Annotated in this window: 10 protein-coding genes; 6 read left to right on the forward strand and 4 right to left on the reverse strand. The window is 71.6% G+C overall.

Annotation, left to right across the window (positions count from 1 at the left end):
* Both SACPADRAFT_RS28980 and SACPADRAFT_RS0220325 read left to right on the forward strand, forming a co-directional pair.
* Nucleotides 1-3,512, forward strand: a 3,512-nt coding sequence (locus SACPADRAFT_RS28980; RefSeq protein WP_007023129.1) for a Zn-binding domain-containing protein, incomplete at its 5' end; no start/stop codon positions are given.
* Nucleotides 3,509-5,698 carry a UvrD-helicase domain-containing protein gene (locus SACPADRAFT_RS0220325; RefSeq protein ID WP_007023130.1) on the forward strand — a complete coding sequence of 730 codons (2,190 nt, stop codon included), beginning with the start codon at nt 3,509-3,511 and terminating at the stop codon, nt 5,696-5,698. The genes SACPADRAFT_RS28980 and SACPADRAFT_RS0220325, both read left to right, overlap by 4 nt.
* A gap of 31 nt (nt 5,699-5,729) precedes the next feature.
* On the opposite strand, the gene SACPADRAFT_RS0220330 is transcribed toward SACPADRAFT_RS0220325, so the two are convergent.
* Nucleotides 5,730-6,077 carry a hypothetical protein gene (locus SACPADRAFT_RS0220330; RefSeq protein WP_007023131.1) on the reverse strand — a complete coding sequence of 116 codons (348 nt, stop codon included), beginning with the start codon at nt 6,075-6,077 and terminating at the stop codon, nt 5,730-5,732.
* 407 nt (nt 6,078-6,484) lie between these two features.
* Entirely contained in the window at nt 6,485-9,442 is a 2,958-nt protein-coding gene (locus SACPADRAFT_RS0220335; protein ID WP_007023132.1) for an AfsR/SARP family transcriptional regulator, read from the reverse strand.
* Nucleotides 9,443-9,764: 322 nt separating this feature from the next.
* Between SACPADRAFT_RS0220335 and SACPADRAFT_RS0220340 the strand changes: the two genes are divergently transcribed.
* Nucleotides 9,765-11,006, forward strand: coding sequence for a hypothetical protein (locus SACPADRAFT_RS0220340; RefSeq protein ID WP_233357231.1), 1,242 nt, complete (start codon nt 9,765-9,767; stop codon nt 11,004-11,006).
* 352 nt (nt 11,007-11,358) lie between these two features.
* On the opposite strand, the gene SACPADRAFT_RS0220345 is transcribed toward SACPADRAFT_RS0220340, so the two are convergent.
* On the reverse strand, nt 11,359-13,563 hold the full coding sequence (locus SACPADRAFT_RS0220345; protein ID WP_007023136.1) for an ATP-binding protein: 2,205 nt from the start codon (nt 13,561-13,563) through the stop codon (nt 11,359-11,361).
* Between the two features lie 171 nt (nt 13,564-13,734).
* On the opposite strand from SACPADRAFT_RS0220345, the gene SACPADRAFT_RS0220350 reads away from it, so the two are divergent.
* A complete protein-coding gene (locus SACPADRAFT_RS0220350) occupies nt 13,735-14,367 on the forward strand; it encodes a class I SAM-dependent methyltransferase (RefSeq protein ID WP_007023137.1) in 633 nt (210 codons plus the stop codon).
* 12 nt (nt 14,368-14,379) lie between these two features.
* Here SACPADRAFT_RS0220350 and SACPADRAFT_RS28985 read toward each other — a convergent pair whose 3' ends face one another.
* Entirely contained in the window at nt 14,380-14,625 is a 246-nt protein-coding gene (locus SACPADRAFT_RS28985) for a hypothetical protein (protein WP_007023138.1), read from the reverse strand.
* 1,109 nt (nt 14,626-15,734) lie between these two features.
* Here SACPADRAFT_RS28985 and SACPADRAFT_RS0220365 point away from each other — a divergent pair.
* A complete protein-coding gene (locus SACPADRAFT_RS0220365; RefSeq protein WP_007023140.1) occupies nt 15,735-16,763 on the forward strand; it encodes a multicopper oxidase domain-containing protein in 1,029 nt (342 codons plus the stop codon).
* 60 nt (nt 16,764-16,823) lie between these two features.
* Nucleotides 16,824-20,882: a ThuA domain-containing protein gene (locus tag SACPADRAFT_RS0220370; protein ID WP_007023141.1), complete on the forward strand. Its 4,059-nt coding sequence runs from the start codon at nt 16,824-16,826 to the stop codon at nt 20,880-20,882.
* The last annotated feature ends 12 nt before the right edge of the window (nt 20,883-20,894 follow it).

The following is a 20,894-nucleotide window of genomic DNA, read 5'->3' on the forward strand; positions in this document are numbered from 1 at the left end:
GGCGGGCGGAGCTGTGGCGGGGCGCGCCGTGCCCGCGGATCCGCTGCACCGGACGCCTCCAGCCGCGCGCGGTGCGGGCGGGCAACTTCTACCGCGAACTCTACCGCTCCGGCAGGCTGCGGCACCTGGTCAGCCACGAGCACACCGCCCTGCTGGACGACGACACCCGCCAGCACGTGGAACGGGCCTTCGCCCGCACCGGCTCGTCGATCGACCCGAACGTGCTCACCTGCACCCCGACGTTGGAACTGGGCATCGACATCGGGGACCTGTCCACCGTCGGCCTGGCCTCGCTGCCCCGCACCCCGGCCAGCTACCTGCAGCGGGTGGGCCGCGCCGGGCGCGCCACCGGCAATGCCTTCGTCGTGGCCACGGTGCCCAGCGGCCCGCGCGACCTGTACTACCTGTCCGAGCCGCGACATCTGATCGACGGCGAGGTCACCCCGCCCGCGGCGTACCTGTCGGCCACCGAACTGCTGTGCCGGCAGTACCTGGCGTTCTGCCTGGACCGGGTCGCCTCCGGCGAGATCCGCCTCGGCCGGGAGATGCCCCGGCTGCTCGGCGCGCTGCTCGACGACGGGTTCGCCGAGGGCGGCTGGCTGCGGCTGTTCGTCGACACCGTCACCGCCGACGCGGACGACCTCACCCGGCGGTTCCTCGACCTCTACGCCGACGACATCGACGACACCGCCCGGGAGGCGGTGCGCGCGTTCGCCGCGAAGGGCATGCGGGACCGCCTGGTGCGCACCGTCGAGGACTGGACCGCCGAACGCGCCGAGCAGCACCGGCGTCTCGGCGAACTCGCCCAGGCGCTGTCCGATCTGGACCGCCAGGGGCACCTCGACGACCGGGACACCGACAACCGCCGCCGCTACTCCGGCGAGCACAAGGCGCTGAGCGCGATGCTGCGCGAGGGGTGGCACCGCAACGCGCTCACCGGCCTGGCCGAACTGTCCCTGCTGCCCAGCTACAACCTCCGCGACGACCGCACCGAACTCGACGTGTCGCTGTGGTGGACCAGCGACGACGAGGGCGACAAGGGCCTGCACACCAGCGAGGAGACCTTCCCGCGGGGCAGCCGGACGGCACTGACCGAGTTCGCCCCCGGCGCCGTGTTCTACGCCCGCGGTTACCGGGTGGAGATCGACGCGCTGGAGATCGGCCCGTCCGGCAGGCCGCACTACCGGCACACGCGGCTGTGCCCGGACTGCGGCTGGGGCACCGAGACCGTCGACCCCGCACCGGGCCACTGCCCCCGCTGTCACGGCACCGCCGTCGCCGACGCCGGGGCGGTGCACAAGGTGCTGCCGCTGCGCCGGGTGTCGGCGGTGCACCGCCGGGACGAGGCACTGATCGAGGACGAGAACGAGGACCGCACCCGCACCCGGTTCACCACCGTCACCGGGGTGGACGTCGAGCGCGAGCACATCGCCCAGGCCTGGCGGCTGGACGACCGCACCTTCGGCGCCGAATACGTCCGCCAGGCCACCATCCGCACCGTCAACCTCGGCCGCGGCGACCGGCCCGGCCCGGACCTGTCGGTGGCCGGCACACACACCTCCGCACCCCGGTTCCCGACCTGCGCGCACTGCGGTGTGGTGCGCGACGGGCAGCCCGAGGACAAGGTGCGGCACCGCGGCTGGTGCGCCACCCGGCGCGGCACGCCCGTCCGGTGGGAGGACCTGCTGCTCTCCCACGAGATCACCACGCAGGCCGTGCGGCTGCTGCTGCCGGTGTCCACCTTCCACGTCGAACTGCGGCTCACCTCGCTCAAGACCGCCCTGCTGCTGGGCCTGCGCGAGGACTTCGGCGGGGATCCGCAGCACCTCGACGTCGTCACCGCCCGGATGCCGGACGACCACCGGCGCACCCGGCAGTTCCTGGTGCTGCACGACACCGTGCCCGGCGGCACCGGCTACCTCGACCGGCTCGGCGACCCCGACCGGATGCGGCGCATCCTGCGCCGGGCGTATGACGTGCTCGCCACGTGCGACTGCCGGGACGAGGGGCGCGCCGCCTGCCACCGCTGCCTGCTCGGCGTGGCCGCGCCGAGCGAGGTCGCCCACGCCGACCGGCGGGCGGCGCTGGACCTGCTCACCGAACTGCTGGACGGGTGGACGGTGCGGGAGATCCCCACCGTGGCCGACATCGACATCTCCGCGGTGCGGCTGTCCGAACTGGAGCTGCGCTTCCGCGAACAGCTCAAACGGGGCGTCGCCGCGCAGGAGGGCCAGTCGTGGAGCGGGACCACCGGTCCGCGCGGTGAGGAACTGGACATCCGCCTGCTCGGCGACGACGGGGCACCCCGGCGGTGGACCGCACGACCGCTGGTGCGGGTCACCGCCTCCGGCGTGGCCACCGAGCCGGACTTCCTGCTCACCCGGCAGGACGCGCAGGACGCCCCGGTGGCCGTGTATCTGGACGGCAAGGCCTACCACGCCTCGGTGGAGACCGACCGCACCGCCGACGACGCGCGCAAACGCGCCGCCCTGCGGGACGAGGGGTACCGGGTGTTCTCGTTGACCTTCGCCGACGTGGACGACTTCACCCGCCTGCTCGACGGATACGAGAGCAGGCTGGACGAACTGGTGGACGGCCGCACGGCCAACCGGGCACGCGGCGCCGTGACCGACACCCGGCGCGCCCCGGTGCTGTGGGGCAACCCGATGCGCGCCCTGCTGGAGTACCTGCGCGACCCGGCCGAGGACGTGTGGGCCGACACCGCCGTGCAGACCTGCCTGGCGCTGATGGGCTCGCCCGGGCACCGGGTCGCCGCCCCGGTGCGGTGTTCGGCGGACGGGCTGGCGACCGCCCTGCGGGAATGGGGCGAGGGCGGCTCGCCGGAGGCCGGTGCGGGCACGGTGGTGCTCGCGCGCTGCACCGGGACGTCCGGGCTGCCGATCGCCGTCGTGGGCAGCACCGAAGGGTCCGCTCCGGACCGGAGTCTCGGCGTGCTGACCGTGCTGGACGACCGGCCCAGCGAGGTCGGCGGCCCGGAGCACGAACGCCGGTGGCGGGAGTGGCTGCGCTGGGCGAACCTGCTGCAGTTCCTGCCCCTGCCGCGGCACGGTGACCCGGAACCGCTACGGATGGCCGAGTGCTGGACCCGTGGTTCCCTCGACGTGTTCGCGGGCCGGACACCGCCGCTGGCGCTGCCGAAACCGGAGACCGGGACCGGCCGGGACGTCGACGTGGCCTTCCCGCGCACCCCGGGCTGGCAGCCGGCCGTGGACTACGCCGACGACCGGCTCGGGCCGATCGGCAAGCGGCTGGACGCGCTCGACGTGCCCGCACCGCAAGCGGGCGACGAGGTCGGCGAGACCGGATCGCGGCTGTGGCCGGTGGAGTACTGCTGGCACGACGAGCGGCGTGCCGTGGTGGTGGACGTCGTCCCCGACCGCGACGAGTGGCTGCGTGGGCACGGCTGGCGGGTCTGGTGGTTTCTCGAAGGCGACGACGAGGAGGAACTCGTGCGCGAGATCGCGGCGGCGTTCGGGGTGGGGGACCGGTGAGCGGGCGCGTGGTGATGTCCGACCGATTCACCCGGACCTACTCCGAACTGGACGGTTCGATGAAGAACCGGGTGCTGGACTTCATCGTCAAACTCCAGGAACGCCCCGACCTCACCGGGCTCGACCTCAAGGCACCCGAGGGGGTGGCCGACCCGCGCATCCGCACCGCCCGGGTCACCGACTTCTGGCGGGCGGTGCTCATCGAACTGCCCGAGTCGAACGGTTTCGTGCTCGCGGCGGTGAAACCGCACGACGACGCCTACACCTACGCCGAACGGCTGCGGGTGGGCGTCAACGAGGTCACCGGCGCGCTGGACGTGGTCGACGCCGCCGCCCTCGACGAGGCGATCACCCACGCGCACACCGCCGGGGCGACCTCCGGGGGCGGCACCGGCACCGCTCCGGAGCGTGGGCCGGTGCTGGACGGCGTGCGGGTGCGGGACCTGCGGCGCTTCGGTGTGGACACCGACGTCGCCGAACGCCTCGTCGGGATCACTGACGAGAGCCGGCTGTTGTCCGTGGCCGAGGAGCTGCCGGGGGTGCAGGCGAACGCGGTGCTCGACCTCGCCGCCGGACGCACCGTGGACGACGTGTGGGCCGACCTCATCGCCGAGGAGGAACCCGAGATCGACACCGGGGACCTGCTCAAGGCCCTGGAACGGCCGCAGTCCCGCCTGGTGTTCACCGACGGCAGTGCCGACGAGCTGCGCGCCGCCCTGGAGGGCGAGTTCACGGCGTGGCGGGTGTGGCTGCACCCGCTGCAGCGCAGGCTCGCGTACAAGGACGGCTGGCGCGGGCCGTACCGGGTGACCGGCGGGGCGGGCACCGGCAAGACCGTCACCGCCGTGCACCGTGCCCGCCACCTCGCCGACCGCCTCGCCCGGGCCGGATCGGACGAGAAGGTCCTGTTCACCACCTACACCCGCAACCTGGCGCGCAACATCGAGTCCCAGCTCACCGAACTGGCCGGGCCGGACATCCTCAAGCGGGTCGAGGTCGTCAACATCGACGCGCTCGCCTACCGGGTGCTGCGCACCGCCGACGACCGGCAGACCCGCCCCCGGCAGGTGCGCGACGACGCGCCGGACGTGGTGGCGGCGTGGGAGACGGCCCGCGCGGACGCGACCGAGGCGTGGGAGACGGCGTTCCTGCAGGCGGAGTGGAACCAGGTGGTGCTCGCCCAGGGAATCGGCGAACGTGGTGAGTACCTGCGCGCCCCCCGCAGCGGCCGCGGCAGGCGGCTCTCCCGCCCGCAACGGGCGGAGCTGTGGGCGGTGTTCGAACGGTTCACCCAGCAGCTCAACGCACGCAACCTGCTCACGTTCACGCAGGCGGCCGCCCGCGCGGCCACCGTCGCCCGGCAGCTCGACCCGCACGACGACCCCGGCACCGACAGCGGCGTCCGCCGCGCCGCGCTGCCCCGCTACCGGCACGGCGTCGTTGACGAGGCACAGGACCTGCACCCCGCGCACTGGCGGCTGGTGCGCGCCCTCGTCCCGCAGGGAGCCGACGACCTGTTCCTCGTCGGCGACGCGCACCAGCGCATCTACGGCAAACCGCTGGTGCTGTCGCACTACGGCATCGAGACCCGGGGCCGTTCCCGGCGGCTGACCGTGAACTACCGGACGTCGCGGCAGATCCTGGACTGGTCGCTGCGCGTGGCCTACGGGCACGCGGTCGACGACCTCGAGGGCGGGGCCGACTCCCTGTCGGGTGCCCGTTCGGAGTTCGCCGGGCCGGAACCACGCACGGCCGGGTTCGACACCGCCGCGGCGGAGAAGGCCGCGTTGGTGGAGGTCCTGCGCGACTGGCACCGGGCGGGGCTGGAGTGGTCGCAGATCGCGGTAGTGACCCGCTCCAACAACCGCGTGGCCGAGCTGGCCGCGGCGTTGACCGGGGCGGACGTGCCCGCGACCGAGGTCGGGCGGGACAACGACGAGCACGCGCTCGGCGACGTGGTGCGCGTGATGACCATGCACCGGGCGAAGGGGCTGGAGTACCGGGCGGTGGCACTGCTCGGCACCGGTCGCCGCGACCTCCCACCCCGCGCGGTGCGGGAACTCGACGGCGACGACCGCGACGCCGCCTGGGCACGCGAACGCGGCCTGCTCTACGTCGCGGGCTCCCGCGCCCGGGAACACCTCTACCTCTCCTGGACCGGCGAACCCTCGGAGCTGCTGGGGTGAGTGCGGGCGCCGTTTCCGTACCGCAGGCCGGTCAGAACCGGATGTCGCCGTGGATGTCGCGGGCCTGGACGACGTTGCCGCTGAACTGGCCGGTGGTCTGGTTGTTGACGCCGCCCGGCCCGGATTGCTGATCGACCTGGACACTTTCCCAGGTCTCGCGCAGGCGGGTGGCGAACTCGGGATCGTGGTCGGCGGCATCGTGCAGCCGGGCGCGTAGTCGGTCGACTTCGGGCGAGTCCGCGGACGAATCCGCTGCCGCTTCGAGGACGGCGGTGGCCGTGGGGTCGTCGGCGAACTGCTCCTTGACGAGTCGATACAGGGCCATGACGCCGCGTCCGGCGATCGCGGCGGCGACGGATCCGAAGAATGGCTCGATCACGTGATACTCCCCCAGCGTGCCTGTTCGACGGCTGCGCCGGGGGAGTCTATCAAGAGTCGCCGGTGTTCCGTTGTCCGCGCTGCACCGGGTTCAGCATCGCCACCACAGCAGGCCGATGGTCATGGCGGCGGGGCCCATCGTGACCGCTGAGGATAGGAACCAAAAACCATTCACTTGTCGTCTGCGTACCTTCCCGAAAAAGCGCGTTCGCTTGACGAAACGCAGCGTATGGGGAGCGGCATCTCCGCGCAAGAGAGATCGCTACGCTATGTAGCGCGCTATGCCGCGTCGGTGTAAAGGATGATCAGCGAAAATGGACGAACGGAGTAATCTGTCACTCTGTGTAGCAGATCATTTCATCTGACAGGGTGATTACTCGTCGTCCGAGTATTGCGCCCGGCGATGTTTCAACCGTGCCGCAACGAGTGACCGGACTCGCCGGGAAGGTCGGCCAGTCTGCGGGCGATGTCGCGTGCGGCCGTGTTCCGACCCCGCGCGTGCAGCAGCGAGACGGCACGGCTCCAGGCCTTCCTCGCGGCCGCGACCTCGCCCTGTGCGTGCGCGGCCCGGCCGAGCAGGTCGAGGATCCGCGCCTCGCCGAGCTCGTCCCCGGTGGTCGCGGCGCGCCGGTGTGCTTCCTCCGCGAACTGGCGGGCGGGGGACAGGTGGCCCTCGTCCAGCTCGATCTCGGCCATGACGGCGTAGGCCCACATTCCCACGGTGATGTCGTGGACCGGGTCGAGCAGCTCCAGGGCCCGCCCGCCGTACCGCTGGGCCCCGTGTCGGTCGCCCTGCTGCCGAGCGAGCGCGGCCAGGCCGGTCAGGGTCTCGACCTGTCCGGAACGGTCGCCGATCCGTTCGCGGATCGCGAGTGACCGGTGGAAGTGGTGTTCGGCCTTGGAATGGTGGCCCTTGTCCGTGTGCACCTCGCCGAACCGGTGTTCGGTGACCGCGCTGCGGTCGTCGTCCCCGGCTTCGGCCGCCAGCAGGGCACAGCGATGCAGCAACGCGAGTGCGTTGTCCGGTTCGCCGATGTGGCGTTGCCAGCGGGCGATGTTCAACGTGGTCGTGCAGATGCCGACCGGGTCGCCCACTTCCCTGGCGATCCGCAGTGCGTGCAGGAAATGGTCGGACGCCGTGTCGGGGTCGTCGCGCATCAGGGCGAGGTGGCCGAGATCGTTGCGCGAAGCCGCGTGGGCCAGCGGTTCACCCGCGGCGTGGGCCGAGGCGGCGGCAGTCTCCAGGGCCGCGGTCGCGTCGTCGAACCGGCCGTGGTGCTCCAGCAGGCCGGCGATCGCGTGGGCGATCCGCCAGGCGTGGTCGTGCCTGCCGGTCTCCGCCGCGCGGTCCATCGTGGTGAGCAGGTTCGCCCGCTCCCGCCGACCCCAGAGCATCGCGTCCCGGTCGTGCTGGAACGTGACGGGCACACAGCCCGGGGGAGGTGGCGGCGGGGTCGGTGTGAGCCGGTGCGGGAACACCGTGCGTTGGGCGTTGTGCGCGCTGACGAGGTAGAAGCTCAGCATGCGGTCCCGGGCGCGCGCGGTCTCCGACGGAGACGTCGGCAGCGTCGTGGAATAGGCGTGCAGGAGATCGTGCAGGCGGAAGCGGTCGAGGGAGTCCGGTTGCTCGACCAGATGGGCGGCGTGGAGTCTGTCCAGCCGGTGTGCCACCTCCCGGGACGGTTCGCCGGTCAGTGCGGCGGCGAGTTCGACACCGAACTCCGGGCTCGCATGAATCCCGAGCAGCCGGAACAGCCGTGCCTCGGCCTCGTCGAGATGCTCGTAGGAATTCGAGAACACCGCGTGCAGGCTCGCGTCGACGCCGTCGCCGTCGTCCCCGATCCGGAGCAACGTGCGCGAGTCGAGCAGTTGGTTCGTGATGTGCCGGAGAGGGGCGCGGGGGCTGCGATTGGCACGGTCGGCCACCAGGTTGAGCGCCAGCGGGATGCCGTTGCAGAGCCGCGCCAGCACCTCGAGGTCGTCCGGCTCGATGGCGGCGCGGTCGCCGAGTCGTCCGGCGAGCATTCGGGTGGCGTGTTCGTGGGTCAGCGGCGGCACGGTGATCGGGTCTGTCCCGTGCCGCACCGCGAGTGCCCCGAGCCGCTGCCGGCTCGTGATGAGTACGACGCACCGTGCCAGCAGGGGAAGCATCGACCGCACGTGGGCGGCGTCGCGCACGTTGTCGAGCAGCACCAGCGCGGGTTGTGCTGCGAGGCGTTCCCGCAGCCGCTCGGCTCGCACGGTAGGGCCTGCGGGATGCGGGATGGTGGGTTCGAGTGCGGCGAGGAAGGTGTCGACCATCTCGGTCGTGTCCATCCGGGTGGCGCCGGAATAGCCGCGCAGGTCGGCGAAGAGCGTGCCACCGGGGAAGTGGTGCTCGACCCGGTGCGCCCAGTGCACGGCCGTGCTGGTTTTTCCGACGGCGCCGAGGCCGGTCAGGATCACGATGTGCGGACGGACGGTGCCGTCGGTGATTCCGGTCCGGTCGTCGAGCTCGGCCAGCAGACTCTCGCGCCCGGCGAAACTCCGGAGATCGTGCGGGAGTTGCCGGGGTACGTGGTGCTTACCCGGGACGGAGGGCGGCGTGCCCGCGCGGGGTCGCCCGTCCGTCGTTGAGGTGGAGACCAGTGAGTCGTGACAGTGCCGGAGACGGGTGGCGTCCTCCGGGTTCTCCCGGCGGAGCCGCTGGTACAGGGAGTAGAAGAACTGGCCGGCTTCGTCCTCTCGTCCGAGTCCGTACAGCACCCGCATGCGTCGCTCGGCGAGGCCGGTGTCGTCGGTGAACTCGGTGGGCAGTTCGTCGAGTTGCCGTAGAGCGCGGTCCCAGTCCCGCAGCGCGATCCGGACGTCCAGGCCGAGGCGGACCGCGGGGAGCCACTCCTGCCGCACCACATGGACGCGCCAGTTGTCGGCGTACTCGGTGTCGAGGTCGGCCAGCGGGCGTCCCCGCCACAGACCCAGCGCTCGGTCGATCCGGGAAGCCGCCTCCGGAACCCGATCCGCCTGGTACGACGTCCGCGCCTCGGCCACGAGCCGCTGGAACACGTGGTAATCGACGAGGTCGGGGCTGGTGTCGAGGGAATAGGCCCGGTCCGCCCGGGGGAGTCGGGCGCGTTCGCCGGCGAGGCGCAACGCCTTCCTGATCCGCGTGGTGTTCGTGTGCAGCGCGGCCACGGGATTCCGGGGGAACTCCTCCTCCGGCCACACCCATCCGATCAGCGTGTCGATGGGCAGTTGCTGACCGGCGTGGACGAGCAGTGTGGCGAGCACCTGCCGTTCCCGTCGCTTGCCCCACTGCACATCCATTTTCCCGTGCAGGCGCACGGCTGTCCGCCCGAGAATCCCGAACGCGATCTCAGCAACCATCCGCGCACCCCCGTCCGGTCAATTTCAGGGACTTCGCCTGTGAAACGGTCGTATGGTGCCATCCACCCGGCATGGGAGCCAGTGGCCTGCTGATACCGACACCGACCTGTCATCTTCCGGGGTTCGGGGAAAGTTTTGTGTGAGAACCGCTGACAGGTACGTGAAAGAAGCGTCCCGCACTGTTTCGACGTCAGGACCCTGTCGTCCGGAACAGGAGTGCGGAGATGGCAACGGTTCATTGGGACTTCGGTTTCGCCGAATGGTATCGGGCCGGAGCGGAGCGCGGTGGGACCGCGGTGGGCACGCTGAGGGGTGAGCGGCGGTGACTGATTCGATGTCGACACCGTGGCTCCGCACCCCGGGCAACGCCGCCGCGCGGAGGTGGTTGACCCGGCCCGACTGTCGCACGGTCCTGGTGGTGGTGCCGCACATGACCGCGGGCACCCGCCTCGCCGACGTCCTGCCGTTACTGGAGGCGGACCACCGGGTGCAGGTCCTGTTCACCGTCCCCACGACGGCCGACATGTGGCCGGGGGTCGAGGACTACGTGCGGTCGTGGGACGGGGTGCTGGTGCCCTGGAACCAGGCCCTGCGCACGCGTTTCGATCTCGCGCTGGCGGCCAGCTACCAGGAGATCGACAAGATCGACGCGCCGGTCCTGGTACTCCCGCACGGGGTCGCCGAGCGGTCCCGGATCAGCCCGCGCGACTCCGGGCAGGCCGAGGACACGTCGTCCCGGATGCGCGACCTCGTCGTCCGTGACGGGAGGGTGGTGCCGGCCGGTGTGGTCTTCGCCCGGGAAGAGGACGCCCGCCGGTTCCGCGCGGACTGCCCGGAGGCGGCGTCCCGTGCCCTCGTGGCCGGCGACCTCTGCCTCGACCGTATCCGCGCCAGCTTGCCCTACCGCGACCAGTACCGCCGGGCTCTGGGGGTGAACGACGACCGACGGATCGTCCTGGTCAGCTCCACCTGGTCCCGATGGTCGCTGTTCGGCACTGAGGAGGGCCTGTTGACCGAGCTGGTCCGGCAGTTGCCCGCCGACGAGTACCGCGTGGTCGCCGCGCTGCATCCCCTCATCTGGGCCGCGCACGGCGCATGGCAGATCCGGGCCTGGCTCGCCGCCGCGCTCGACGAGGGCCTCGTGCTCCTCCGCCCGGAGGAAGGCTGGCGGGCCGGCCTGGTCGCCGCGGACCACCTGGTCGGCGACCACGGCTCGGTGACCCTGTACGGAGCCGCACTCGGGCTCCCGGCGCTGCTGCATCCCGCAGCGGGGCAGGACGTCCGGCCGGACAGCCCGGCGGGTCACCTGTGGCGGGTGGCGCGCACGATCGATCCGGACCGTCCCTTCCCCGCCCAGCTCCGTGCCTCCGGGAGTGCGAGTCCGTCCCACGGTACGGCGTTGGCGCAGCGGATCAGTTCGGCGCACGGGAGGGCGGGTGTGCGTCTGCGTCGGGAGATGTACCGGCTCCTCGGTCTGTCCGAGCCCGCGCGGGGCGTTCCCCTTTCCCCTGTGCCCCTCCCCGTCCCCGCCACCGGCGAAGCGCATCGGAGGGTCGAGCCGTGACGGGACCGATCGATCGTCGCCGGACACCGTGGCCGGGTGTGGCGACCGTCCTCTTGACGGCCCGGCACGGCGGACGGGAGCGGATACTCGTCGCCGACCTCGCACGGGCGCCGCGCGCCTGTCTGGAACGTGCGGACGTCGTGCTGGGTGGAACGCGCCCGTCCGTCCGCGCGGCCCACGGGACGGCGGTGGGTATCCTGGCCGCACTGCCCGGATGCGTGCTCGTCGCACTCGTCGCGGCGACGGGGGAGTGCGTCGTCCTGGCCCGTAGCCGTCCCCCTGTCCTATTCGCCGCCGGAACACAGGTATCCGGGAATCCCGTCGCGCGGGCACGCGGGCACGCGTTGCGGTGCTACGTGTCGTTGTGCGGGGCCGGGTCGCCGGTCTCCCGCCCGAGGGCGGCCGGGATCTCCGCGAGCTGAGCACGGAGCCGGCGCGCGCGGGGGCTGCCGGTGCGCTCGTAGTGGGCGAGCGCACGGCGGAGAAGATCCTCCGCCGCGCCGGTCTCCCCGGTCCGGAACCGGAGGTCGGCGAGCGCCTCCAGAGCTTCGGCGTGGTAGTGGTCCGCGCCGGATCCGGCCAACGCGTCGACCGCGTGCCGGAGTGCGTCCTCCGCCTCGGCGAGCCGGCCCGACCGCAGCTGGATGGTGCCGATCCGGGTCATTCCGCGCAGGTGCAGCACCGTATCGCCCAGCTCGGCGGCGAGTGCCGCGGCTCTCCGCGCCGGAGCCAACGCCTCCGCCGGGCGGTCGAGATCACACAGCACCTCACTCGTCCGCCGTAGCTGCAGCGCCACCAGACGCGGCTGTCGCAGGGTCTCCGCGATCGCCAGTGCCTGCCGGAAGCGGCGCAACGCCTCCTCGGCCTCGCCGGTCGCACGGGCGAGCAACCCCAGATGTTCCAACGCGGTCGCCTCGGCCTCGGCGTTCCCGGCCTCCCGGGCGAGTTCCAGGGCAGCGGTGAAACAGTCACCCGCCTGTTCGTGGTCGCCGCTGTCCAGGTGGGCGTAGCCGAGCTGCACCCGCATGCGGGCCTCGGCCCGGTGGTCGCCGCAGCGCCGCGCGGCCTCGACGCCCCACCGGTGGGTGCGGACCCAGTCCCCGTAGTGCTTGCGGTAGAGGAACAGTCCCCAGAGTGCCTCGCACAGCTGCCACGTGAATTCCCACCATTCCCGCTCCGCCGAGGCCCGCACCACGGCCACGAGATTGTCCAGCTCCTGTTCCAGCCAGGCCAACGCCTCGACCGCACCCGCCTGACGCGGCGGGCTCCCGCGCAACCGCTCGTACGCGGGGCCGATCCGGGGCCGGAGCGGCAGAACCACCACATCGGCCGCGGCCGCGGCGTCGAGGTACCACGCGACGATCCGCCGCAGAACCTCGGCGCGTTCTCCCCCGCTCTCCCGTTCTTCCGCCTGTTGCCGTGCGTGCAGCCGGGCGAGGTCGTGGAAGCGATACCGCTCCGGCCCCGCTTCGGTCAGCAGGCTGGCGGTGACCAGGTCGTCGAGCGCCTTCTCCGCCTCGTCCACCGGGATGCCCAGGGCGGCGGCGGTGCGTTCGGCACAGAATTCCGGGCCCGGATGCAGTCCGAGCAGCCGGTAGGTGCGGGCGGCGTCCTCGGGAAGCCCCCGGTGGGACAGGTCGAAGTTGGCCTGTACGACGGCCTCGTCGGCGACGCCGAGCTCGCCGATCCGTCGCCGTTCGTCCGACAGTGCATCGACGAGTCGGGAGAGTGGTTGCCGCGGCCGGGTCGCGATCCGTGCCGCGACGACGCACAACGCGATTGGCAGACCCGCGCAGAAACCGACGAGTTGCCGCGCGGAGTCCTGCTCGACCGAGACCCGTTCCCGCCCGGCGGTCGCCGACAGCAGCTCCCACGCCGCCTCCTCGTCGAGCGGGTCGACGAGGAGGATCCGGGCTCCGTCCAGGGCGAGCCCGCCCAGACGCCATCGGCTGGTCACGATCACCACCGATTCCGGGGACGCGGGGAGCAACGGACGCACCTGGGCAGCCGTGTCCGCGTCGTCGGCGAGGATGGCCACGGCCCTGCCCGCGGTCACCGACCGGTACAGCGCGGCCTGCCCGGCGAGGTCGGGGGGAACGGCGTCGGCCTCGACACCGAACGCCCGCAGCAGTCTGCGCAGCACGGTCTCCGGCGCCGCGGGGCCGGTCGGGCCGAACGCGCCCAGATCCGCGTGCACCTGGCCGTCCGGGAACCGGTCGAGGTGCTCGGTGATCCAGCGGGTGGCCAACGCGGTCTTCCCCACCCCGCCAGGGCCGGACAGGACGACCACCGCCGGCCCCTGCCGCTGCTCGGCGAGGAGGAGGTGATCGAGGTGGGCGAGCTCGTCCGCGCGGTCGGTGAACGAGTCCGGCACCGACAACAACTGTCGCGGCGGAGCCGCACGGGGGCGTGCGTGCACATGAACACCTCCGTGGATCGCGCCCGCTTGTACGGCCGGCCCCGAGATGTCGCCGGAAATGGTGTTCTCGTCACCTGAAATGTCGTCCACCCCGTCCCTCCCGTTCGCCGTGACCAATTCTCGGGCTCGGAGCCGCATCGCAACACCGCCTGACGGTCCCTCCCGGTGCACCATCCTGACATGTAGCGCGCTATGCCGCGTCGGTTTCGGGTGGGCCCGGTGTCCCGATCGGGAAAAACCGATTGACCTCGACCATGGTTGATGTCGGAGGCTGGTGTCCCGAGGGATCACCACAGACAGGGGACGGACATGGACGCGACAGTGCCGCAGCAGACGTTCGACACCGCCTACGACGAGGGCTGGGCGGGCTGGGTGATCGGACAGCCCCAGCCCGTCGTGGCCGAGCTGGAGCAACAGGGCTGGTTCCGCGGCAGCGTGCTGGACGCCGGGTGCGGTACGGGCGACAACACCGTGCTGCTCGCCGGGCGCGGCCACGACGTGCTCGGAATCGACTTCTCCGACCGCGCCGTGGACCTGGCCCGGCGCAACGCCGAGACGCACGGGGTGTCCGTCCGGTTCGAGTCGGCCGACGCGCTCGCCCTGGACGGTGCGGAGCGTTTCGACACCGTCGTGGACAGCGCCCTGTTCCACGTCTTCGGGGCCGACGACCGCGCCCGCTACGCCGACGTGCTGCACCGGGTGTGCCGGCCGGGGGCGCGGGTGTTCGTGCTCGCGCTGGCGCTGACCGACGAGCCGTCGTTCGGCCCGCGCATCAGCGACGCCGCGATCCGGGACGCCTTCACGGACGGCTGGGAGCTGGAGGATCTCAGCGCCAGTCGCTATCGCGCCGTGGCCTGGGGAGACCATGCGGCGGAACTCGGTGTCGCCGACGACACCGCGGTGGACCTGCCCGCATGGCTGGCCCGGATACGGCGGGTCTGATCGGCGGCGGTGTCAGCCCGGCTCGTCCTCGTCGAGTGCCGCCGCCAGTCGGTAGTCGACCCGCACGTTCTCGTAGGTCTCACCTGCACGGACCCGGTCGGGGAGATTCACCCGGTCGCTGTCGGACCGGGAACGGTAGCCGGGTGAGCCACTGAAGGACACCCCGGTTTCCGGGTCGTCCCGCCAGCACATCCGCTCGGCGTGCACGGTCGAGGTGAAGTCGATGTCAGGTCGCCGGAGGCGCGGGACGCGGTTCACGTCCCGTGCCTCCGGCGGCGCCGTTCCGGGGAGGTGCGACCTCCGCCGGACTCGGAGCGTGGCCGGTGTGTCGTCCCGCCGGAGGTGCGGGGCCGTGGCCGTGGCCGCCGTGTGGTCCGCCTCTCCCGGGACCGGTCACCGGTCCCGTCACCGGTGCGCTGGTCACCGCCCCGGTCACTGTCGTCTCCCCCGGTGCGGTTCCCGTCGGACGAGGTGTCCCCGGCTGCCGTACCGGCGCCGCCGCCCACTTCGCGCGCGGTGCTTCCGGCGGTGTCGCCCACGTCGCGGGCCGCTTCTCCGGCGCTCCGGCCGACCTCTCGGGTCGTCTCTCCGGCGTTCCGGCCGACGTCCTCGGTCGCCCGTCCCGCGCCTCGCCCGACTTCCGTGGTCGCTTGTCCCGCGCCCTGTCCGACGTCGCTGACGGCCTCGCCCGCACCGTGGCCGACCTGCTCGACGGCGCGCCGCCCCCGGCCCCGAGTTCGCCGACCGCCCCGCCGACCTGTGCAACGCGGGCTGCACCGACTGCACCAGCAGTTCGAGGATCTGCGGGTTCCGGTCGATGGTGGTGAGCACCCGTTCCAGGATCTCGGCCACCCGGTCGAGCCGGACCTTGAGCAGTGCCTGCGCCTGGACACCGGTGATGTCCAGCGCGACCCGGCCGAGGGCGACATCGGCGCCCACGTTGAGCTTCACCAGGTCGAGCACCTCGGCCTGCAACGAGACGTGCGCGCGCAGATTCTCCACTTCGAGCGAGATCTGATCGACGGACAGGTTCGGCACATCGAGCAGCACGTCCGGTGCGCCCGCACCGTCCGGCGTCGGCCCAGGAGCACGGTCGGCAGGGCCGCCGACCTCGCCGGGGTGCCCGGACGCCGCCGAACTGTCGGCCGGGGGGCCGGTCGGTCGTTCGGCTCGGATCCGACCGCACGTCGTGGCCCCCGCCGCGGCCTTCTGTTCGGCTGAACGGCCTCGGTGTCTACTCCGTCCGGCCCATTAACTTCTGCTTCTTCAAGTCAGAAGTCCGACTTTTCCGACCATAGGAGTTTACGTGGTGGCCCTAAGTCTTTAACGTCCTCGTGAAGTTTCCGTTCATGGGAGGCGGAGGTCACATGACCGAACGCAACGCTTCGGACGATCCACCGGGACGAGGACTCTCGCGCCGCTCCATGCTGGTCGGCACCGCGGCGGGCGTCGTGACGCCGGTCGCGGTCTCGTCGCTCGGCGCGGCCGCCGCGACGGCGGATCCCGGCAACGGCCGGGCACCGGGGAACGCAGGCAGAGGTGATGGCCGCCTCCGCCGCATCACGATGTACGCGGAGAAACTGCCCGACGGCATGATCGGGTACGGGCTCGAACCGGGCGGTGCCACCGTCCCCGGCCCCGTGCTCGAGATCTGGGAAGGCGACACGCTCGAGATCGAGCTGGTCAACACCACCGACAAGCGGCTGTCGATCCACCCGCACGGCGTGGACTACAGCGTCGACTCCGACGGCGCCCCGCTCAACGGGTCGTTCAACGAACCGGGCGAGACCCGCACCTACGTGTGGCGCACACGTGCCCCGTCCAAGGGCCCGGGAAAGCTCTGGATGCCCGGCAGTGCGGGGTACTGGCACTATCACGACCACGCGATGGGCACTCCACACGGGACGGAAGGCCTGCGTAAGGGGCTGTACGGCGCGCTCGTCGTCCGCCGCAAGGGCGACGTCCTGCCCGACCGGCAGTTCACCGTCGTGTTCAACGACATGACCATCAACAACCGGGTCGCGCCCGACGTCCCGGTGCTGGAGGCCAACCTCGGTGAGCGGGTCGAGTTCATCGCCATCGGGCACGGCAACAACTTCCACACCTTCCACCTGCACGCGCACCGGTGGGCGGACAACCGCACCGGCTACCTGGAAGGCCCGAACGACCCGAGCCGGGTGATCGACAACCGCGACCTGAACCCCGGCGACTCGATCGGCTTCCAGGTCCTCGCGGGGGACGGCGTGGGGCCGGGTGCGTGGATGTACCACTGCCACGTGCAGTTCCACTCCGACGGCGGAATGGCCGGTGTGTTCCTGGTCCGCAACGCCGACGGAAGCATGCCGGAGGGCGCCCGGGAGGCGCTCGACCGCTACCACGGGCACGCCGGCGGCTGAGTCGGCGGACGACGACGGCACGCCGGGACCGGCGTGCCGACACCCGAGTAAGGAGTAGAGATGAGTCGACGGAGATGGTCAGCTCTACCCCGCCGGAGACGCACCGGGCCGACGCCGCTGCGGCGCGGTCTGGTGCTGTTGACGGGGACGACCCTGGTCCTGGGACTCGCCGCGGCCCCGGGTCTCGGCGCTGAAGGGCAACCGAACGGTCCGCACGGACCGGAACGGGGCGCCGCCGGAAAACCCGCCGGGAACCAAGCGGGAGGCGCCACGGGCGACGGGGACGCGACGCCCTCGGTCCTGGTCTTCCACGGCCCCACCGACCAGCAGGACGACCCGGTCGCCCGCGCCGCCGAGACGTTCGGTGAGCTGGGCGCCGCCCACGACATCCGGGTGGAGACCACCACCGACCCGGCGGTGTTCACGCCCGACACGCTGCGCTCCCACCGCGGTGTGGTCTTCCTGTCCGCGCAGGGCGCCGAACTGAACAACGCCCAGGAGTCGGCGCTGCGCTCCTACGTCAGCGACGGCGGAGGCTTCCTCGGCGTCCGCGACGCGGCCACGGCCCAGGCCCGGTCCGAGTGGTTCACCGACCTCGTCGGCGCCCGCCCGGCGGGAACCCGGCCCGAGCCGGAGGAGGTCGCGGGCGTCACCGCCAGCGGGGAGAACCCACCGAACGAGACCGCGGACAAGCTCGTCGACGGCGACGACAACACCAAGTGGCTCACCTTCGGCGCGACCGGGTGGGTCACACTCGAACTCGCCGAACCGGCGGCCGTCTCGCACTACGCGCTCACCTCGGCCAACGACTTCGCCGGGCGCGACCCGAAGGACTGGACCCTGCAGGGCTCGACGGACGGGCAGAGCTGGACCGACCTGGACCGGCGCACCGGCGAGGACTTCCCCGACCGCTTCCAGACGCGGGAGTTCCGCTTCGACAACGAGGACTCCTACCGCCACTACCGGCTCGACATCACCGCCAACGACGGCGAGGACGCCACCCAGCTCGCCGGGATCGAGCTGTACACGTCCGACGCGACCCCGCCGCCGGACGCCGGTCGCGAACCGCAGGAGGCCACGGTCAGCGTGGTGGACCGGCGGCACCCGGCCACCGAGGACCTGCCCGCCACCTGGACCCGCACCGACGTGTGGCCGAACTGGGGGACCAACCCGACCGGGTCGGTGCACACCGTGGCGCAGGTGCAGGAGCACACCTACGACGCGGGCCGGGACGGCAACGGCGCGTTCCACCCGATCTCCTGGTGTCACGACTACCAGGGCGGCCGGTCGTTCTACACCGGAATGGGCGGCACGGCGGCCTCCTACGACGAGGAGCAGTTCCGCTCCCACCTGCTCGGCGCGCTGCGCTGGACCACCGGGCTGGTGCGCGGTGACTGTCAGGCCACCGTCGCCGACAACTACGAGGTCGAGCGGCTCAGCGGCACCAATGCCGAGGGCGGGCTCGACCAGCACGGCGAGATGCACGGGCTGACCGTCGCCGACGACGGGACGGTGTTCTACGTCGGCAAGGCCGCGTGCGCCTCCGGCCCGGTCCCGGACTGGGAGGACGAGAACGTCGGCCTCGGCTGCGGCACCATCCACCAGTGGGACCCCGAAACCGAGCAGGTCAGCCACCTGACCACGCTGGAGGTGTTCGGCAACCGCGGCAGCGGGGACGAGCTCGTCAAGACCGAGGAGGGCCTGCTCGGCATGGCGCTGGACCCCTCCTTCGCCGACAACGGCTGGATGTACGTGTACTGGATGCCGTACGGCTCGATCGACACGGACGAGCGGATCGGCAAGCGCACGGTGTCCCGGTTCACCTACGACCACGCCACGTCCACGATCGACAAGGCCAGTCGCGTCGACCTGCTGCAGTGGGACACCCAGATCCACAGCTGCTGCCACGCCGGCGGCGGGATGGACTTCGACGACGCGGGCAACCTCTACATCGCCACCGGGGACAGCAACTCCTCCCGCGGCTCGCAGGGGTACTCGGGCAACAACTGGACCGAGGACTACAAGGGAGTGTCCTTCCAGGACGCCCGTCGGACGTCGGGCAACACCAACGACCTCAACGGCAAGATCCTCCGGATCCACCCGGAGCCCGACGGCAGCTACACCATCCCCGAGGGCAACCTCTTCCCGGAGGCCGAGGACCCGGGGGACAAGACCCGCCCGGAGATCTACGTGATGGGCGTGCGCAACCCGGCGCGCATCCAGATCGACGACAAGCACGACTGGCTGACCGCGGCCTGGGTGGGCCCGGACGCGTTCAACCCGAGCCCGGAACTCGGCCCGGCCAAGTACGAGACCGCCACGATCATCACCTCGGCGGGTAACCAGGGCTGGCCGTACTGCATGGGCGACAAGCAGCCCTACCGCGACCGCAGCAACACCGACGCCTCGGTGCTGACCGGCTGGTACGACTGCGACGATCTGAAGAACACCTCCCCCCGCAACACCGGGCTGGTCGACATCCCGGACGCACGCAGCAACATGATCTGGTACTCGCCACACGGCGGCGGTCCGGTCTTCCCAGACCGGGGGGACGGCAGCGGGGTGCCGAGTTACGTGCAGGAGGAGGCCACCTACACCCAGCCGTACCTCACCGGCGGCTCCCAGGCGATCATGTCGGGACCGACCTACCACCGCTCGGAGACCGACACCGACAGCGGGGTGGCCTGGCCCGCCCACTGGGACGGCAAGTGGCTCATCGGGGACCAGTCCAACCCGAACAACCGGGTGGCGGTGACCGTGGACCCGGACACCGTCGACGAGGCGGCGCCGCCGCTGTACGCCGAGGACCTCCGCGACATCATCCCGATGGGTGGCGGGGACCGCGAGCTGCAGAGCTGGATGGACGCCGACTTCGGTCCGGACGGCGCCCTCTACATGATCGACTACGGGGGCGGGTTCTTCAGCCTCAGCGACAACCAGAAGCTGATCCGCGTCACCTACACCGGTGGCGCCCCGACCCCGCGGCCGCAGGTGGAGGCGACGGCCGTGCAGGGCTCGCCGTTGACCATGGCGTTCACCGGTGCGCGGTCCGGCGGCGTGTCCTACGAGTGGGACTTCGGCGACGGAGCCACCTCCACGGAGGCGAACCCGCGGCACACCTACGCCGCGACGGGCACCTACACCGCCACGCTCACGGTGACCTACGCGGACGGGGAGACGGCGACCACCAGCACCGAGGTCACCGTCTCCTGCGCCGTGCCCGACGACCGCGCCACGGTGTGGATGCGCGACGCCGACAGCGGGGTCGCCAACGCCGGGGTCGGTGGCGGCTGCACGATCAACGACCTGATCGACGACGAGGGCACCTGGGACACCCACGGCGCGTTCGTCGACCACGTGAACGAGGTCGCGAACAGGCTCCGCGCCGACGGCGTGATCAGCGGCAAGGAGAAGGGCATGCTGACCCGGACCGCCGCGAGGTCGGACATCGGCAAGAAGGGCGACTCCGGCTACGAGCACCTCTTCGACGGCACGGCAGGCTCCCTCGAAGGCTGGCGGCAGGCGCCCAGCGGGCACTTCGAGATCACCGACGAGGGATCGCTGCGCAGCTCCGGCGGGATGGGGATGCTCTGGTACGCCGCCGAGGAGTTCGGGGACTTCTCCCTGAAGCTCCGGTTCCGCGACGTGGCCCCGGAGGGACACCGGGCCAACAGCGGTGTCTTCGTCCGCTTCCCCGACCCGCGCACCCCGCTGGAGGAACGGCCCGAGGGCTGCTCGACCCAGGGTGCGGCACGGACCTCGCAGGCGTGGGTCGCCGTCTACTGCGGACAGGAGGTGCAGATCTACGACGGCGAGTCCGGGGAACCGCAGAAGACCGGGTCGATCTACAACTTCGACCCCGTCGACCTGGCCGACTCCGGTGCCACGCCGAAGGGGGAGTGGAACGACTACGAGATCCGGGTCGTCGACCAGCAGTACACCATCCTCCGGAACGGTGAGGTGATCAACGAGTTCGACAACGGCCCGGGTAAGGACTCGCTGCGGGACGGTGACCCGCCGACCGGTGAGCGGCAATTCGCCCGCGGGTTCGTCGGTCTGCAGAACCACGGGAACAACGACCTCATCGAGTTCCGCAACATCCGCGTCCGGACGCTGTGACTCCGGACCGAG

It is taken from the genome of Saccharomonospora iraqiensis subsp. paurometabolica YIM 90007 (assembly GCF_000231035.2).
GTDB classification, from domain to species: domain Bacteria; phylum Actinomycetota; class Actinomycetes; order Mycobacteriales; family Pseudonocardiaceae; genus Saccharomonospora; species Saccharomonospora paurometabolica.

What these genes read in the sequence shown, in the direction of transcription:
- SACPADRAFT_RS0220335 (WP_007023132.1), bottom strand. Translation starts at nt 9,442, where the DNA reads ATGGTTGCTGAGATCGCGTTCGGGATTCTCGGGCGGACAGCCGTGCGC.
- SACPADRAFT_RS0220345 (WP_007023136.1), bottom strand. Translation starts at nt 13,563, where the DNA reads ATGCGGCTCCGAGCCCGAGAATTGGTCACGGCGAACGGGAGGGACGGG.
- SACPADRAFT_RS0220350 (WP_007023137.1), top strand. Translation starts at nt 13,735, where the DNA reads ATGGACGCGACAGTGCCGCAGCAGACGTTCGACACCGCCTACGACGAG.
- SACPADRAFT_RS0220365 (WP_007023140.1), top strand. Translation starts at nt 15,735, where the DNA reads ATGACCGAACGCAACGCTTCGGACGATCCACCGGGACGAGGACTCTCG.
- SACPADRAFT_RS0220370 (WP_007023141.1), top strand. Translation starts at nt 16,824, where the DNA reads ATGAGTCGACGGAGATGGTCAGCTCTACCCCGCCGGAGACGCACCGGG.